Origin of the sequence: Segetibacter sp. 3557_3 (assembly GCF_004354985.1) — a bacterium.
Taxonomy (GTDB): Bacteria; Bacteroidota; Bacteroidia; order Chitinophagales; family Chitinophagaceae; genus Segetibacter.
This window is the reverse complement of sequence record NZ_SMSK01000001.1, coordinates 734,339-752,373: the sequence shown is the minus strand read 5'-3', so window position 1 is coordinate 752,373 and position 18,035 is coordinate 734,339. Positions and strand designations below refer to the sequence as shown.

The window sequence follows — 18,035 nt, the reverse complement described above, 5'->3', positions numbered from 1 at the left end:
GCATGGTTATCGATATCACAGCGTCAATGGTGCGCAAAATCTAATTCATAGTTCCCCGTCATCCTTTCCGCAGGAGGGTTGAAGTAGCCAAACTTCACATCAGGAAATTCTTCCCTTATCAGTTCAAGTAATTGTTTCACCCCAAGGAACTCACCCGTTTCATGGACACCGATTTTACCCAGGTACCAGTCGGGATCAATATTGAAGTTGCGCCACTGGATCATATTTAACCCGGTCTCGCTGATCAGCTTCCGTAGCGCCTCGTATTCTGCTACAGAGTCGGTCATACCGGGGAAAACAAAGTAATTAATGCTGACCCATCCACCATTACGCCGCACTACCTTCATGCTTTCGATGATATCTTCAAACGTATAGTTGTTGGGGCGGTAGTAAGCCTCGTAAATGTGTTTCTGCACGCTGTTGGTACTCACCCTAATGCTATTCAGGCCGGCTTCGCATAATTCCTGTACGGCATCGGGTTTCGATCCGTTTGTATTGATGTTGATGCTCCCTTTGGTGGTATGTTTACGAATCTCTGTTATTGCGGCAGCAATCGTTTGCCACATCAGCAAAGGCTCGCCTTCACATCCTTGTCCAAAGCTGATGATCGGATAAGGTGCCGTTTCAAGATGCGGAACGGTAAACTCAACAATCTCTTCAGCTGATGGCTTAAAAGTTAACCTGTCCTGGGTAGAAACAATTGTTTCTTCTTCGGGCTGGAAAGAAATACAACCATGACAATTTGCATTGCAGGCTGGTGACGTTGGAACCGGGCATTCCCACCTGCCAAGGAAGTAATTTCGTGCCGCAGGGCATTGGTAAGTAAGTGCACAATTGTTGGCCAGGTGATCGACCAGGCGGTTATGGGGGTAAACCTTTAGGAGTGCGTCAACACCAAATTCAACTTTCGACTGATCGTACCCCGCACAATCCTGGCGGATATCCTGTTCAATACGGGTTGCGGGAACATAAAATTTGTCGTTCAGCCATCCTGCTGCGGTATAACAAAACAGCGGAAGGGTAGGAGCATTGGGTTCGGTTTCGTAAGCCGACATATAGAAGCCCGTATGGGCAGGGGGAATGAACGCAGCTACACCCCAACCTTTGTCGCAAAGCCGCATTTCTCCTGTTTTTACATCGATGCCAATTCCCCTCCGGCCGGGTAGTTCATATAGCTGACCGCCCTCGGGGAGTTCTATCCATTCATCTTCAGGTATGGGCAAAGCGTCCCAACCTGTACGGCCGGTGGTATATAAGGAGGTATCTTCAAATATATTCCCGTTTCCGTCGGAATATAAAATGTAGGGAGATTGTTCGATCATAATCCGGTGAAACTTTAATGCCCGACGACCATTATGTTAATTTAATCACGGGCTGAAAACTTGTTTGCCAACTTTCATCAGCGATAACTGCTACTTCAATCAGGCAGATGCGTATTCAATTGGTACGTTATTTCGGGAACCCGGCGAATTGCATTGTTGCCGTAAAAGTGAGTGACACCCGTCCGTACGGTTCATCCGGGCGGGCAACGATGTTCAAGAGCATTTGATCAGCCGGTCCACAAAAAGAGTCGTTTATATTCAGCATTAGATGCTGGTTAATCATCGGCGCTATCCTCTTCGATAAGGGTTGGATTGGCTATTCGATTGCGACAAAATTCGTTGAATTCAACTTCCGTTTCAGGTGGCACGTCGGACTCAATTTCTTTCTGGATAATTTTGTTGTTTTTAAGGTCGATCGTAAGGACGCCTTCTTTGATCATCGCATTTCTAACTTCAGCCCAGGTGATGCGCTTCTTTAAAAGTGAGTTCATCACAATACGATCTTTTGAAAAACCAATCTCTTTGGTGAACTTGAATTCGCGTTCTGCCAGTGCGGCAAAAATGTATAAAGTGCCCAACCAAAAATTGCCGTAAGGTTGTGTAATCCAGGCCAGCGCAGCAAGTATGAGCCCGGAGGTGTAGTAAACTTTTTTATGCTGTTGTCTCCGGATGACTGCCCATATCCAGGCGCCCAAAATGCCTATCGTAAAGACCAGGTAACCCTTGTGGAGCACCCTGAATGAAAGCGCGAAAAACAAAAAGGAGCCTATCGCAATAACATACAGCAGTTGGCTGATGAAATCAATCATCCGCATTGGCTGACGCCGGAGCGTTATGATATAATTAAAAACCATATTAGCTATTGCTCTTCACCAGCAGGTTACACAGTTTAAAAAGCACCCTCGCGCCAACACTGGCGTCACCGCAACTTTCGCCAACCCCAATTTCATTCAAATCGAAGCCGATAATTGTTCTTCCGCTTTCAATTACTTTTTTGAACAAGTAGAAAACCTGTTCGGTTTCAAAGCCACCCTGAACCGGTGTTCCGGTGTTTGGGCAAAGCTTTGGGTCAAGGCCATCAATATCGAAACTAATTAAAACTTTTTCGGGTAACTGATCTACAATATCATTTACAATCTCCTTCCAGGTTTCACCTTCAAACTGCCGTTCTTTAATCGACTTATCAAAGTAAGTAACAACCCGACCTTCGCTATTGCAGATATATTCCCATTCTTCCTCACAGTAATCACGCACACCAACCTGTACCAGCTTTTTGATTTCAGGTATCTCGCTGAGTGCATTGTACATCACCGAAGCGTGGCTATACCTAAAGTCCTCGTAAGCTTTACGAAGATCGCAATGTGCGTCAATTTGCAGGATACCAAAGTCCGCATGTTGTTCAGCTATAGCCCTGAAAAAACCGAATGGTGTACTATGATCACCGCCAAGTAAGCCAACCAGTTTGCCCTTTTGCAGCAACGCCGATGTTTGCTCATAAACCCAGTTGTTCAAAAACTTACTGCCTTCATTAATCTCGCGAAGGCTTTTGCTCATGAACTTATTATCGCAAACCGCATCACCTTTTGATATGTAGTCGATGTAGAGTTCGGCTTCTTTGCGCAGGTAATCACTCTTCAGCAGGATCTTTCTGTCAATGTCTTTCATGTAGAAACCCTGTTTCCACCCGTCTTTCACATCGGGATCAAACAAGTCGACCTGGAGGCTTGCTTTGAAAACCTGTTCTGCCGCCCTTGCAGTTCCTGCATTGTAGCTCACGGTCACCTCCCAGGGTATGGGTAACAATACCACTCTTGAGTCTTCTTCAGAAAACGGGAGCCCGAATATGTTGTTGTTCGGGTTGCCTGCCTGGTTGGGATCAAAGCCTGTTATATCTGCCATATGTTGCTTTAAAAAGGGATGCAAGTTACTCCATTTGTTCTTTGCATAGGGTGCACAACGTTAAATACTAATTAATACTCAACAGCTGATAAATAGCTTTAACAATCTTTACTGATCACCATGCCCGTACTATCCACTGTTGACACTTAGCCAAGCGCATTAAGAGTAGAATTGGTTACGGACTATTTCAGCTATCACCTATCAATCTATGAACGCTAACGATTTTTCTGAACACGTATTTTGTACTTCCCCTATTTAAATCGGGGAAGTACCCATCTTAGTACTGTCCTGTGATGATCTTAAAATTGGAAGGTATCATGCACAGCAGATCCATATAGCACGGAAAACGGCTTTATTTGATGTTTAATGCATTAATCCAGCCTATGGATCTGAAATGCCAGGTTGGTACTCCTTTTTCCTATTGCCGGTTTAATCCATTTTGCTGCCCCAAGTTCACTACTTTCGATGTGTCCAATCTTAAATACCTGATCTGATATTATGAAATGCTGTATTCTCGTGCTTACGCTACTGCTTATAGGCAGTAAGGCTGTTGTTGCACAAAACGACCCCGAGTTCCCTAAGGGTTTTATCATGCACCTGAAGCTCCACGATGGACTATCTGGTAAGTTCGACAGTTCGCCGGAACTGTTTATTGGCGGTATCCAGGCTGTTCCCCAGGTTACGGTTGTCGAAAATCTGCTTCGTGCAGGGCTTGTTGCCGACGGTTTCTACACCAATAAAAAGCTTGATGGCGCCTTTGGCCCAACCATTTCGGTGAAGCTGAAAACGCTCGGGGCAGGCATATTCGGGAGTGCAGGTAATCTTCAGCTTTCCGTGGATCACCTTTGGGGTCTCTCTCACCAACGCCTTGCGGGTCTTGGTTTTGCCGCCGACCTGGGCAATCTTATTATGCTGGGCGTTTCTGCTCACCGCGACTATCATTTCGATAATTGGTGGATACAAAGTCAGCTGGGAATACGCATTAGCAAAAAGAAAAAGATAACAGAACCATTCAACCAATAAATATCTATTTATGAGCAGGGCACTTGTGATAAGTGGCGGCGGTTCCAAGGGAGCATATGCAGTTGGTGTAGTACAACAACTGGCTGCAATGTATCCGAAACTCGATTTCGACATCTATGTAGGTACAAGTGCCGGCGCATTGGTAATAACACTTGCCTCTTTAAAAGAGTTTGCCTTGCTTGAGCAACTGTATACCAGTGTTAAAACGAGTGACATTCTCCGAAAGTTCAACGTGGTAGATCGCATCAATGAACACTCCCTTTTTGATGCAAACGGTGCCTGGAATAAGATTATTACCTGGTACCCGGACACAAAATTTGCGGCATTGCAGCGTTCTGGTAAAAAGATGTTTCTTACCACAACGTGTTTGCAGACCGGCCGTTTAACGGTATTTGCAAACAACGCAAAGTCGATAAAGCCCGAAGGCTACCAGGTAAACCAATTGATCAACGCCGATCATTACAGAAGGGCGCTGATGGCGTCAATATGCGAGCCCGTGTTTATGCCCCCGGTTAAGGTTAATCTGCATGTGCCGGGCACTCCCAATCCAAATTACCAGTATGTTGATGGCGGGGTAACCAAGTACGCGGGTGTGCAAATGGCGATCGATGCAGGTGCCACGGAAATTTTTGTTATCCTGCTTTCTGCTGAGTCAACAACCGTTAATACCGAGTTCACCACCCTGTTCCCCATCCTGCAGCAAACAATCGACATACTCACCACCGACGTTGGTAAAAACGATTTGCTGTTGCCTGAACAGTACAACCAGGCGCTGTCTTATATCGATGCGGTTAAACGTAAGATGCTTGCCTCGGGGCTTAGTCAAACCCAGGTGGACTCATACTTCCGGCTGGGCCAGGGCTCAAATCTGTTTGAGGGTAAAAGTCCATTGAAGATTTTCAAGATCAGGCCTACAACCCCGCTCGGAGGCGGACCTGGCGGACTAACGTTCGATCCGGCCGAGATGAAGCAGATGCTTGCAAGAGGAAAAACAGCAGTAGGCGAGTTCATCGCGTCGCTCGACCCAAAAGATATTACCTGGGCGTAGTACAGGTTTTCAGCTTCTCCTACGGCATCTTAAGAAGTATCTAAATACAGCAGTAGATTTACAAGAACCTTTGCTCCAACCAGGTTTGTTGCTAAATAAACAAACCTGTTTTCGCATGGTCATAAAACGCAATATCCTTATTACCGAACCCTGCATGTTATGCCCTACCTGAGTACGGATGAAGACTTTTTATTGGAGTTGATAGATGCGCAATCTGAAAACATTATCTTAACGACACCTGTATACGTCGACGGGAATATTGTCGACTTCGAAGTAGTGTACGGCAACCAGGCTGCAGCAAACTACACCAGGATGAGTAAAACTGAGCTGGTGGGGGCCAGGCTCTTTTCAAATCCTGCGCTGGACCAGCCTACCAGCATGCTGATATTTTCGGAAATGCTAAAGGTTTACCAAACGGGTGAACCACTGGGCAGTACTTATTACAATCCTGTGCTAAACTCCAACCTTTTGGTAACGCGCAAAAAGTTCAGGGATGGGGTACTGAGTACAACCCGAGAATACACCCGCGAAATCAATATCTACCAGGCGAAAGAACAGCAGGAACTCTTCAACAAGCGACTTACAGATGCCTCCATTAATGGGTTATTGTCCACGGCAGCAATCCGCGACGGTGATGGAGAAATTGAAGATTTCATCATCCTTTCCATCAATCCGGCTTTCACCCGTATTCTTGGGATGACCGAGGAGCAGGTGGTCGGTAAGCGGTATTTGTCACTGTTCCCGCTTGCAAAGCAACATGGTTTGTTTGATGCAAATGTGCAGGTGGTAAATACCGGAGTGCCTGCCCGAAAACAATTCTATTATAAAGATGGCTTACTCGACGCGTGGTTCGATATATCAATTACCACCTTTGGTAAGGGCTTTCTTGCCACTTTCACCGACATCACGGAAAGTGTGCAGCACAAAAAGGCGGCAGAGGAATTTGCCAATTACCTGCAAAACATTATAAACACATCGCTAACGGGCATTACGGTGCTTGAACCGGTTTATCGCGACAATCACAACATTACAGACTTCAGGATTAAGCTAGCCAACAAGTCTTTTACACGGTATGCCAACACAACTGATGAATCCCTGGTGGGCAGCCTTTTGAGCACCTATTTCCCGGGGTATGTTGACACCCCGGTTTTTCCCCAGTACGTTGCAAGTATATTATCCGGAGTACAGCAACAAAATGAAACCCACTACCACAAAGATGGGCTGGATCTTTGGCTCGATGTACGATCCACTAAGTTTGGTGATGACCTGCTCGTTACTTTTCACGACTACACCCACCTGAAAAAGTTACAGGAAAATTTCCGGCTCTCAGCAGAACGTTTGAACGCGGTATTCAACGCATCTCAGTCGGGTATGTTCACCTTTTCGCCAATCCTGGACGCACTTGGTGAGATCACCGACTTCCGGTTTGTTATCGTTAACCGCACCTTATCATCCTATGTGGGACAGCCTCCTGAAAACCTGGAAGGCGACCTCGGCAGCAAATGGTTTCCGGGGTACCTCACAAACGGCGTTTTCGAGATGTATCGCGACTCCTACCTGACCGGCAAAACAAACCGCAGAAATTTCCACTATAATGTTGATGGCATTAACGTTTATCTCGACCTGATGAGTACAAGAGTAGGGAACGAACTGCTGGTTACTTTCACCGATTTTACACCACTGAAGAGGTTGCAATTGCAGATGGAAGAAAAGATGGAAGAGTTGGAGCGATCGAATAGGAAGCTGGAAGACTTTGCACATGCTGCTTCTCACGACTTAAAAGAACCAATCCGAAAAATCCAGTTTTTCACGGATAAGCTGCGGAAAGTATTTGGTAACATGGATGATAATGCTGCAAACACTTTTAATAAACTTGAACTTGCAAGCACAAGGATGCGTTTGTTGATAGACGATTTGCTCGAATACTCACACGTAAGTATTGTTGCCGATCTAGATGACATGGTTGACCTAAATCAGGTTGTTGCTACAGTAATCGAAGACCTTGAGCTTATGGTGCAGGAAAAACATGCAACTATTCAAGTTGATGAACTTCCGGTTATTCCCGGTCACAAAAGACAATTACAGCAATTATTTCAAAACCTGGTGAGTAACGCCCTTAAGTACCACCACAAAGCTTCACCACCACACGTTACAATCAGCTATTGCGCGGTTCAGGACAGCGTCCAGCAACCGGAAGCATTGCTACGTGAACATACACAGTATCACAAGATCTCCATTGCTGACAATGGTATCGGCTTCGAGCAAAGATATGCCGGGCAGATATTCCAGATGTTTCAGCGGCTGCACGGCAACAGCGAGTTCAAGGGCACCGGGGTTGGGCTTGCAATTGTGCAAAAAGTTGTTGAAAATCATCACGGCTATATCGAAGCCGAAGGACGGCCAGGTGAAGGTGCAACCTTTGATGTTTACCTGCCTGTAGAACTTGTATAATCAGCTCCATAATAACTATCTCTGTTTAGGATCATGGAGATTATATCTTGCGACAATTGTGTTCTTCCCCTTTGTTCGCTGAACGATTTTGTGGTGCACGTTAGTGACCCCCCATTGACTCGACGGTAAGGCAGAATCAGCGTCTAACCATGCTTGAGCGCCTCTTGCCACAAATCAACCCGGTATTGGTCGATACGCATAACTCTGGTACACTTCTCCAGCCATTCTATGAGGCATCGTTTTTTAAGTCAAGATTTGATATCAGGGCGACGGCAATTCGCACTATTCTATATCAGGCGTAAAAAAGATTGAATGGATCTAAGCAAGGCATACCAAATTATCGTGGATAAGTTGGCCTTTTGGTTGAGGGAGACCATCAGGCTTTTACCCAACATCGCACTGGCAACTTTAATTGTAGTCATTGGTTTTTTTGTTGCCGGGCGATTGAAGAACCTGGTGCGCCGTGTATTTAAACGGATCTTTCACAACGAGACCATCAGTGGCCTTTTTACCTCTGTGGTGCATATTTTTTCCCTTGGAGTGATCATCTTTATCGCGCTAAGTATTCTTAAACTCGACAAAGCAGTTACCTCAATCCTTGCCGGAGCGGGGATTATCGGATTGGCACTGGCATTTGCTTTTCAGGATATTGCCGCAAACTTTATGTCGGGTATCTTTCTTTCCTTGCGAAGACCGCTTCACATCGGGGACATCGTACAGATCAAAGATTTTATGGGCAAGGTAATCGAGATAAATCTCCGTGACACTGTAATTCAGACGTTCCAGGGGCAACTCGTAATCATTCCGAACAAAGACGTCTTTCAAAACCCTATTGAAAACTTTTCTATGTTCGGCAAACGACGAATGGATCTTACTGTTGGGGTTTCTTATGGTGAAGATCTCGAGAAAGTAAAAGCCATAACGCTGAACGCGGTCAGGGATATGGAAGGGCTCAGCGCCGACGAGCAACCAACTTTATTCTTTACCGGGTTCGATGAGAGCTCGATTAATTTTGTTATTCGGCTATGGGCAAAAAGCCCAGAACAACCGAACTATCTGCAGGTGCAAAGCGATGCGATTATTAAGATCAAAAAAGCATTTGATGACAACAATATTACCATTCCATTCCCTATACGCACACTCGACTTTGGCATAAAAGGTGGCTTACCTCCACAAAAAGTACCTGTTGAACTCGGACAAGCTGGCGGCGATAATGGTACATAGTGCCATCAAACGGTTCTTCTGCATAGGTACTCATTGCGATGTTCAGAGAAGCATTGATTAGTTACAATTCGCCATCACCAGCGTTGCAGCTCGCACATGGCTAAAAAGCTGCTGATATTTAATTGTATGTTTTGAAAGAAGCTTATTTTAGTTTTCTTATACAACGATTGCCAGTTTCGATTTTCATTCAAAAGTGTTTTTTCTACTCACTGTTCCTGATTGAAGCCCTGTCATATGAAAAAACGTCTCAACGCTTGTCTTTCCATTTGTTTTCTCCTGATCTTTTCTGTTGCTACTGCACAAACCGATTTTACTGGTGCTTACCAGCTGCCAAAGCATCCGCGCATATTGATGTTGGCAGGTGAAGAACAAGCCATTAAAAAGAATGCCTCCAACGATAAAACCTGGACAGGATTACACAAGGCTATCATTGCTGAATGTGATTCGATGCTCTTAAGGCCACCTGTTGAACGTATTCAAATTGGCCGCCGTTTACTTGATAAATCAAGGGAGGCGCTGCGCCGTCTTTTTTTTCTTTCCTATGCCTACCGGCTCACCCGGGAACAACAATATGCACAAAGGGCCGAGCAGGAAATGTTGGCGATATCAGCATTTCGCGATTGGAACCCTTCACACTTTTTAGATGTTGCCGAAATGACGATGGCAATGGCTATCGGCTACGACTGGCTTTACGACCAATTACAGGCGACGTCGCGGTCAACCATCCGGGAAGCGATTGTTAAAAAGGGTATTGAGCCATCGCTGGAAAGTAAAAACGGCAGCTTTTTACGGGCCGAACACAACTGGAACCAGGTATGCAATGCCGGTATGGCTTACGGTGCGCTTGCAGTTTACGAAGATCATCCTGAACTCGCAAAACAGGTGATCAACCGTGCCATCGAAACAATTGTTTTACCGATGAAGGACTATGCGCCGGATGGTGCCTATCCAGAAGGGTACGGCTATTGGGGTTACGGTACCAGCTTTAATGTTATGTTTATTAATGCTATCGAAAAAGCTTACGGGAATGACTTTGGCTTAAGTGATCAACCGGGGTTTTTGAAAACAGCAGGCTTTCTTGAAAATATGACTGGTCCCTCGCATAACCCCTTCAACTATTCCGATGCAGGATCACGCGGGGGGTTGCATCCTGCTATGTTCTGGTTTGCATCGAAGCTGAAAGATCCGTCATTATTGTGGGTTGAGAGAAGCCAATTGATGAACAACAAGTTTTCCGCTCACGTTAAAGACAGGTTGCTGCCCGCGATTATGCTTTGGGGTGCAGGATCCAATATGAACAGGATCACTGCACCAAAACAGTTGATGTGGGTAGGCCAGGGAAAAAACCCCGTAGCCTTGATGCGGACATCATGGACAGATCCAAACGCCATCTATGTTGCAATGAAAGGTGGATCGGTCTCTGTCAATCATGCCCATATGGACATTGGATCCTTTATTATGGAAGCAAACGGTGTGAGGTGGGCGATGGACTTTGGCATGCAGGAATACGAAACACTTGAATCCAGGGGCATTCAACTCTTTGGCAGAACACAGGATGCTCAACGGTGGACCGTGTTTCGTTATACCAACCTTGTGCACAATACGCTTACCCTTAATAACCAGCATCAACGTGTAACGGGTCATGCTCCAATTACCGGCTCCTCGGCGAAACCATTATTTATGAATGCAACGGTCGACATGACGGAAGTATATAAAGGAGCTATCGCAAAAGCCGTTCGCGGTGTAGGTATCTTAAATCAAAAGGCCGTTTTGGTACGCGATGAAGTTGAAACCCTTCATGAAGAGACAACCCTTCGCTGGACGATGTTAACTCCCGCTACCGTAAAGATCACGGGCAGTAATAGGGCAGAGCTTACAAAGGATGGTAAAAGCCTTTTACTTGAAGTGCAGGAACCCGCAACAGTCACAATGAAAACGTGGTCTACTGATCCCCCGCATGACTACGATGCACCCAACCCGGGGACCACACTCGTGGGCTTTGAAGTAAAGTTGCCGGCAAACAGCAAGTCAAACATTTCTGTTTTACTTGTGCCCGAAGGCGATACAAAAGGGTTGCCTGGACCGCAACCGCTTGCAACATGGAACAAGTAATGCACAACAAACCTTGTTGCATAATGGCAGCGAGTCTCAGCATCCTCCTTTGTAAAGCCGGAACCTTCTAAAACATCTTTGCTGATGATCAGGTTTTTCAAACTATGCAGCCTATTAATTGCCATTTCGGTTGCCGCCGCCGCTCAAAATTACGATGAGGCAAAAGTACCCGCATATGTCTTGCCTGATCCACTGGTAACGGCCTTGCAAAAAAGAATTAGCTCACAAGTTGAATGGGAGAACAGCAGGCGAACGGAATTGCTTACGCTTTTTGCTGATCATGTTTATGGCGCGATACGTAATGATTATGACTCTTTAAGTATCAGGCCGGTTCTTGTAAATGAACATGCGATGAATGGAAGGGCTAAACTGAAAATCGTTGAGGTTGCCGTATTTAAATCGGGGAAATCTGTGCGACTGGAGCTTGTATTGTTTATACCTAAGCATGTTGCGGCACCTCCGCCAGTATTTCTTCTTTTAAACAACCGGGATAAAAACAATACAGATCCAACACGAGTAGTAAAGAGCGGGTTCTGGCCGGCTGAGATGCTGATCGATAGTGGGTATGCGGTAGCTGCATTCCAGGTTAGCGATGCCGCGCCGGATAATAAAGACACTTACCACACCGGTGTCTTGCAGTTGTACCCTCAAATGCTTATTCAGCCTAATGGCATGAAAGCAATTGGTGCATGGGCCTGGGCGGCACGCAGGATTATGGATTACTTTGAAAGGGACGCTGAGGTAAATGCAAAAAAAGTTTGCATTGTCGGTCATTCCAGGGGTGGCAAAGCAGCTTTGTGGGCCGGCGCACAGGACCAGCGATTTGCAATGGTCGTATCCAATTGTTCGGGCAACACAGGTGCCGCCCTCGCCAGGAGAAAATTTGGTGAAACCATTCGCCGGATTAACGAACAATTTCCGCACTGGTTTTGCGAAAATTACAAGAAGTATAACGACAATGAACAGGCGGTTCCGGTGGATCAACACATGCTTTTATCGCTTGTAGCACCCAGGCTTTTATATGTGACCAGTGCTTCCAAAGACCTGTGGGCTGATCCAACGGGTACCTACTTGTCGTTAAAAAATGCGGCACCGGTGTACGCGCTTTACGGCATAAAGAGTACGCTTCCCGAAAAGTTGCCCTCACCAGGTTCTGCCCTGCACCAGTCCCGCATGGGTTACCACAACCGGGAAGGTGAACATAATCTTACGGCCTGGGATTGGAGGAACTTTGTCGTTTTCGCCGGTATCCATCTAAAGGGAGTGGATCGAAATAAAACAGATCGTCAACAAAAACTTACGAGAACGTTGTATGAATAAACACATTTCAAAGGGGTTATATGGTTTGTTATTGTTGATAGCCGGCACTGGTTTGCCGATGATTTCAAACTCACAGCCGCAAAGTATCCCAACAAAAAACATCAGTACGCTTAAACAGAAGACCTCCGCAGACCTGTTGAAAGTAAAAGGCCGAATCATAAAAGACCTGCTTGAGCCGGAGGTTGAAACCGACAAAATCCGTACACTGGTTAAAACGCTTAAACCCGACGGCACCTGGCCAGGTATTAACTATGTGGATACTTCCAGGACCGGGTTTCAGCATAGCGTGCACCTGGAAAATATGCTCAATCTTGCTATTGCATTTCGAAAGCCGGGCTCACCTTTCATCGGTAATGCTGATGTGAAAAAAACATTGTCGTCAGCGCTGGATTATTGGATCGATCACGATTTTATTTCCGAGAACTGGTGGTGGAATGAAATGGGTACGCCAAACTGGATGATCAATACACTGCTTGTGTTTGATACAGACCTTACCCAAAGACAACGTACCGAAGGTTTACGTATAGCTGGCCGGGCAAACCTTGAAGGTTTCGGTGCGCGACCCGGGGGTGACCTTATACCTATTGCAGGGATGTTGGGCAAGCAAGGCTTGTTTAAAGGTGACGAAGCCATCATACAAAGAGTGGCCAAAGTAATGGCCGGAGAAGTTGTTATTACTACAGGCAGGGGCCTCCAGCCCGACCAAAGTTTTCATCACCGTACCGACAATGTTATTTCCATTCATACGTACGGAACAGGCTATGCGAGTTCATTTTCGTATTGGGCAGCGAAACTTGCGGGAACATCATTCATGCTGCCTGCCGAGAAAATAAAGATCGTTATCGATTACTATATAGATGGCATTTCGAAAGCCATGAGTTATAGTACTTATCCCGACCCCGGCGCAAAAAACCGCGACATCACCCGGAAGGGGACACTTGACCCCGCGGGTACGGACATCATAAAAAATTTAATGGCGGCCTCGGACTACCGGAAAAACGAATTGCAACAGCTTATCAACATCCGGCGGGGCAAGCAACCCTCGATCTTGTCGTGGAACAGGTTTTTCTGGAACTCGGCCTATTTCGTACATCAACGAAAGCATTATTTTACTTCCATTCGAATGCATTCTTCAAGGCAGAATAATATGGAGATGCCCTATAATGAAGAAGGACTTAAGAACCATCATTATGCAGATGGGAGCAATTTCATTTCACGTACTGCTAAAGAATACGTTGATATATTTCCTGTTTGGGACTGGCAGAAGATACCTGGTACAACGGTGGTACAAAAACCTGCACTTCCCCACTGGAATGAGATTGCGAAAAAGGGACTTCGCGATTTTACCGGCGGTGTATCTGACGGAAACTTTGGTGCAGCCGCCTTTGATTTCAGCAGCCCTCATGATCCCTTGCAGGCAAAAAAAGCCTGGTTTTTATTCGACCGGGAATATGTATGCCTCGGCACCGGAATTAATTCTACATCGGAGTTCCCGGTTGCCACCACCCTCAACCAATGTTTGCTTGTAAACGATGTTGTTGCGAACGCAGGTGGAAGTACAACCTCACTAAAGAAAGGAGAACATCAACTCAACAATGTTTCGTGGGTGGTTCACGACAGCATCGCTTATATTTTTCCAAACCCCGGAAAGGTAAATGTTGGGAATAACGTAGCTAAGGGTAACTGGCGGCAGATTAACCACCATCCATGGTCAACTACCGACGAGGTTCAGAAAGATGTGTTTACACTTTGGCTTGATCACGGGCGGCAGCCACAGGCAGCGAATTATGCCTATATCGTTGTATCCGGGTTATCTTCAACTGGTGTTGATCAGTACAACAAAAAGGGTGAGGTCGTGATTTTGTCGAACACGGCTGAACTGCAGGCTGTACACCATCGAGCCCTGAACCTGACTTCCGCTGTGTTTTATAAGCAAGGCTCAATTGCACTTCCCGGCAATCAGTTGCTTAGTGTTGACCAACCTTGCCTTGTAATGGTGAAAACAACCGGAAAACAGGTCCAGTCGGTTGCAGTATCAGATCCCAAGCATAAGCTGACCCACGTAACGTTACGCTTAGCTGGTAAAATGGATGCATCCGGCGAAAGCTGGAGTAACAGCTGGGATAGCAAGAAAAATGAAACGGTACTCAGGGTTAAGTTGCCCGGTGAAGGTTATGCCGGGCAAAGTGTTGTGGTAAACGCTGGCAAGCAGATAAAATAGCGTGCGCTATTCGCTACATGCTTTACATTCTATTGCTAAAGTCTATGAGGTATAAAACAAACTCCCGGCATGTCCGGGAGTTTGTTTTATACCTGTTACAAGAACTCGACACGATCCAATTACAATGCATACCGCAGCATACTGATTACAGCACTGCCATTTGCATTTACTGAATTGAGATAAATGTAAGCACGGTATTTATTATCGGTAGTTTGGATCCAAGTACCGGCTTCAGCCCTCAGGGCTATAGCATAATTGGGTGCGTCTGCAAGATTGATCTCCTGGAAGTCGCGGTCTTCGATATAAAGGCCAACGTTTATCCTTGCCAGGTTGTAATCCTGCAGGTTGAACACTTTTCTCAATTTGGTGCTTCGGTTAACGCCTGCGGGAAGTGTTACCCCCGGCAGGTACTGCGCATCAGCTGCAGGTGAAACCAATGCGTGCAAAAAGGTTGTTGGCGTAGCCCTGAACAGGTATACCAGGTCAATCTTAGCGGCATTTGCTGGGGCTGTTGTGTTGTTGTAAACCGCCATGTCTTCGATGGAAACGTAGGCAGCGTTTCCATTGCTCACGGCCAGGTTCCTTTTGATATCCATTTTTGAAATGGTATATGGACCCATCTTGTAAGAAGCACTGCTGCCATCGCTGGCCGTGCTTGAAAAAGTAAAGGTGACCGTTTTGCCACGGGCTTCTTCAGGTATCGTGTAATAATACCGGAGTGTGGCTGCATTGGTGTCTACGTTGAAGTTCACCTTTGTTGTTAACCCGTCGTTTACTGATGGGGTACCTACCCGCACAGGCACATCCTGGCCGCTCGGATTTGTAAAGTATGAATTGTGTTCCAGGTAAGTTCCGGTTCCACCTGCAATGGAAGCTTCAACCTGTGCCGAAATTATTTTTCCTTTGCTTTTTGGAAGTGCCATGGCGTAGGCAAATTCAATGGGCATCGTTGCAATGTTAGGACCCAGTGTTCTTTTGATGCAATCGTTTGTAAGCTCCGATACCGGGTCCGGAATCGCGTATTCCTCCTTTTTACAACTCGCGATTAAGCATGTAAAGGAAATGATGAGCAGCGCATAAAATCTGTTTATTAGTAATGGGTACATAGTGTGTTTTTAAGTTGGGTTAAAATTTCACGATCACTTTGTACGGCTTTCTAACGAGCCGGTTACCCGAAACCACAGTGAAAGTTTTTGGATTCGCCAGATCGGAAAAGTCTTGCTTACCTACAATTTTGGGTTCCAGTTTGCAATCCGATGCAAGTGAAAATTGGGGGTAAACGTTTTTCAGGTCTGTCCCGAATAATACTTCAACGTTGATGGTTTGGGCCACCGTGTCGATAACAGCCGCTTTCGAACGAACCGTTACAAAGTCAGATCCCAACAACTCAAAGTTGCCAACATAACATTCTGCGCGACCTGTAATCAGCAGGCCATCTTCATCCACCGGAAGGTCTTTTTTGCAGCCGGCAAACAATACACTAATCACCAGGAAGGAGCATAGTATTTTTGAATACATTTTCATTGGTTTGTAGTAATCGATTTAGAGTTTGCCCGGCGCTATAGCCAGGGAGTGTTTTGGGTTAGATTAGGGTTGCGATCGCGTTCACCCGGCGGAATTCTAAAAATATAGTTCTGCTGGTAAGTACGATCAGATGTATTCTGGTAGTACCGTTGTTGATTGGCGCCAAATGTATCCTGCCGCCAAACACCCGCACTACCCGGAGGTCCCCAGACCCTTTCAATTGCTCTCCATCTACGAAGGTCAAAACCCCTGTGTCCCTCGGCGACAAGTTCAACTATGCGCTCTTGTTCAATAGCATCGAAAAATGCTTCTTTACTGGCCGTCTTATCAGCCTTCAACGCCGGAAGGCTGCCGCGGCGGCGAACAAGGTTAACCAACCCGATTGCGTCACCCTGTGGTCCGTAAACTTCGTTTGAGGCTTCTGCGTACATGAGGTAAACGTCGGCCAGGCGCATCACCGGCCAGGCAAAATCCCCTTCACTTCGTCCGAGCCCCTCGTAATTGCGAACAAACTTTCGAAAGATGTACCCGGAATTGTTTCCATCCGTATTATAGCTCAGGTAATTTGTTCCGTTAATATTCACATTAGAGGCCCAGGTTTGATAAATGAAAGGTGCATAGCCGGTTGATTTCAGCGAGGTAAGCCCGATGATCATTTCGTAATCCCACAGCATTGTTGCCTTCATCCGGTAATCCCTGCCGGCATAGCTGTTTGGATTTACTGCCGAGTTGAGGGTTGTTCTTGCAGCAGGGTTTGTAGAAGGGTTCATGGGTATTAGCTTCGGGGCAAAATCTCCTGTCGCAATAAGTTGATACCGGTCAGCAAGCTCGAACCGGGGATGCACCCACAATTGCGAACCCTCGATTGTTCTTCCGCCAAAATCCCGCATCAGCTCTTCGCCCTGGGAGGGATTTGCGGGTGTGCCCATATGTGTAAACGACATAATCATTTCAGGGTTACCGTTTGCTTTTGGCGTAAAAAGCTCGTAATAGTTTGGAAGGATATCTGCCTTACCCAATACATCTATCTGGCCGGGGTCCCCACCTTTAAAAAGCGTGAGCCCGTAATCATCAACAACCTTTTTAAAGTCAAGGCTCGCAGCCGTAAATGCCGCCGTGGCCTCTCCGGCATCCTGCTTAAAACCTGCAAGTTCAGGCCAGCCATTCTTTTTCCAGCTTCCCCAGTACAGGTTTAGTTTTCCGCGGAATGCAAGCGCAGCGGGTTTCGCTGACCTGCCCAGCGCGAGCGGTTTTGCCGGCAGTTTTTCGAAAGCATAAGTAAAGTCGGCAAGTATGGAGTCCCTGACCTGGCCTATTGGCATTCTTGTTATATCTGCAACCTCAGCATTTTCGTTGACGACCCGACCAATATAGGGAACATCACCCCACATCGAAATCAGCCTGAAATAGGTCATACCGCGAAGCAAGCGTGCCTCACCGATGATCGCTTCAAGGTTTGCCCTGGAAGTGCCGCTCGCCGTCGGGAGCATAAGGTTGGTTACGTTTTCAATTACGTAATTGGTTCGGTTTACGGCACCATACAGATAGCGATAGTATTTGTCGAAGCTTCCGCCATAACCTGAAGGATCGTAATTGCCATTTTGGTAAGCATCGCCTCTAAGTATCTGGTTGTTTAGTGTACTTGTTCCGCGAACACGGGTATACTCGGAGTGTCCTTCGAAGTAGTAGTCGCGATCGAATACGGCCCTGGTCGCTGCGTAGGCACCCATAAGTGCTATGGTCGCATCACCCTCGGTCTTCCAGAATGCTTCTGCTCCAAGGTCGGTAGTTGGTGCCTGGTTAAGCAGGTCCTTTTTACAGGATGACAGGGTGATTAAGCCGGTAGAAAGTATAAGAAAAAGTATAGAAGCAAGTTGTCTTTTCATTTGAA

At 46.3% G+C, this 18,035-nt stretch carries 13 protein-coding genes; 7 read left to right on the top strand and 6 right to left on the bottom strand.

The features are described 5' to 3' along the window. Positions 1–23: 23 nt before the first annotated feature. The 3 genes from EXU57_RS02605 to EXU57_RS02595 all read right to left on the bottom strand — a co-directional run bounded on the left by EXU57_RS02605 (position 24) and on the right by EXU57_RS02595 (position 3,221). Positions 24–1,322, bottom strand: a complete 1,299-nt coding sequence (locus tag EXU57_RS02605) for a radical SAM protein (RefSeq protein WP_133266599.1) — start codon at positions 1,320–1,322, stop codon at positions 24–26. 275 nt (positions 1,323–1,597) lie between these two features. Continuing rightward, the gene (locus tag EXU57_RS02600; RefSeq protein WP_133266598.1) at positions 1,598–2,176 is read right to left on the bottom strand and encodes a hypothetical protein; all 579 of its coding nucleotides are present in this window, start codon (positions 2,174–2,176) and stop codon (positions 1,598–1,600) included. Position 2,177: 1 nt separating this feature from the next. Beyond that, positions 2,178–3,221 carry an agmatinase family protein gene (locus EXU57_RS02595; RefSeq protein WP_133266597.1) on the bottom strand — a complete coding sequence of 348 codons (1,044 nt, stop codon included), beginning with the start codon at positions 3,219–3,221 and terminating at the stop codon, positions 2,178–2,180. Positions 3,222–3,719: 498 nt separating this feature from the next. Between EXU57_RS02595 and EXU57_RS02590 the strand changes: the two genes are divergently transcribed. The 7 genes from EXU57_RS02590 to EXU57_RS02560 all read left to right on the top strand — a co-directional run bounded on the left by EXU57_RS02590 (position 3,720) and on the right by EXU57_RS02560 (position 14,620). Further along, a complete protein-coding gene (locus EXU57_RS02590; RefSeq protein WP_133266596.1) occupies positions 3,720–4,244 on the top strand; it encodes a hypothetical protein in 525 nt (174 codons plus the stop codon). A gap of 10 nt (positions 4,245–4,254) precedes the next feature. Further along, complete coding sequence (locus tag EXU57_RS02585) at positions 4,255–5,292, top strand: patatin-like phospholipase family protein (RefSeq protein ID WP_133266595.1); 1,038 nt, start codon at positions 4,255–4,257, stop codon at positions 5,290–5,292. 159 nt (positions 5,293–5,451) lie between these two features. Further along, the gene (locus EXU57_RS02580; RefSeq protein WP_133266594.1) at positions 5,452–7,743 is read left to right on the top strand and encodes an ATP-binding protein; all 2,292 of its coding nucleotides are present in this window, start codon (positions 5,452–5,454) and stop codon (positions 7,741–7,743) included. A 312-nt stretch (positions 7,744–8,055) separates the two neighbouring features. Continuing rightward, on the top strand, positions 8,056–8,967 hold the full coding sequence (locus tag EXU57_RS02575; protein ID WP_133266593.1) for a mechanosensitive ion channel family protein: 912 nt from the start codon (positions 8,056–8,058) through the stop codon (positions 8,965–8,967). 234 nt (positions 8,968–9,201) lie between these two features. Beyond that, a complete protein-coding gene (locus tag EXU57_RS02570) occupies positions 9,202–11,079 on the top strand; it encodes a heparinase II/III family protein (RefSeq protein WP_133266592.1) in 1,878 nt (625 codons plus the stop codon). A gap of 84 nt (positions 11,080–11,163) precedes the next feature. Further along, on the top strand, positions 11,164–12,399 hold the full coding sequence (locus EXU57_RS02565; RefSeq protein ID WP_133266591.1) for a dienelactone hydrolase family protein: 1,236 nt from the start codon (positions 11,164–11,166) through the stop codon (positions 12,397–12,399). Next, complete coding sequence (locus tag EXU57_RS02560; RefSeq protein ID WP_133266590.1) at positions 12,392–14,620, top strand: polysaccharide lyase family 8 super-sandwich domain-containing protein; 2,229 nt, start codon at positions 12,392–12,394, stop codon at positions 14,618–14,620. Before EXU57_RS02565 ends, EXU57_RS02560 begins: the two co-directional genes overlap by 8 nt. A 119-nt stretch (positions 14,621–14,739) precedes the next feature. Here the strand turns inward: EXU57_RS02560 and EXU57_RS02555 are convergent, their stop codons facing one another. The 3 genes from EXU57_RS02555 to EXU57_RS02545 are packed head-to-tail and all read right to left on the bottom strand — an operon-like array spanning position 14,740 to position 18,030. Beyond that, on the bottom strand, positions 14,740–15,726 hold the full coding sequence (locus tag EXU57_RS02555; RefSeq protein WP_133266589.1) for a DUF4466 family protein: 987 nt from the start codon (positions 15,724–15,726) through the stop codon (positions 14,740–14,742). A gap of 19 nt (positions 15,727–15,745) precedes the next feature. Next, positions 15,746–16,138, bottom strand: coding sequence for a hypothetical protein (locus EXU57_RS02550; RefSeq protein ID WP_207955361.1), 393 nt, complete (start codon positions 16,136–16,138; stop codon positions 15,746–15,748). A gap of 41 nt (positions 16,139–16,179) precedes the next feature. Beyond that, complete coding sequence (locus tag EXU57_RS02545) at positions 16,180–18,030, bottom strand: RagB/SusD family nutrient uptake outer membrane protein (protein ID WP_133266587.1); 1,851 nt, start codon at positions 18,028–18,030, stop codon at positions 16,180–16,182. Between the last annotated feature and the right edge of the window lie 5 nt (positions 18,031–18,035).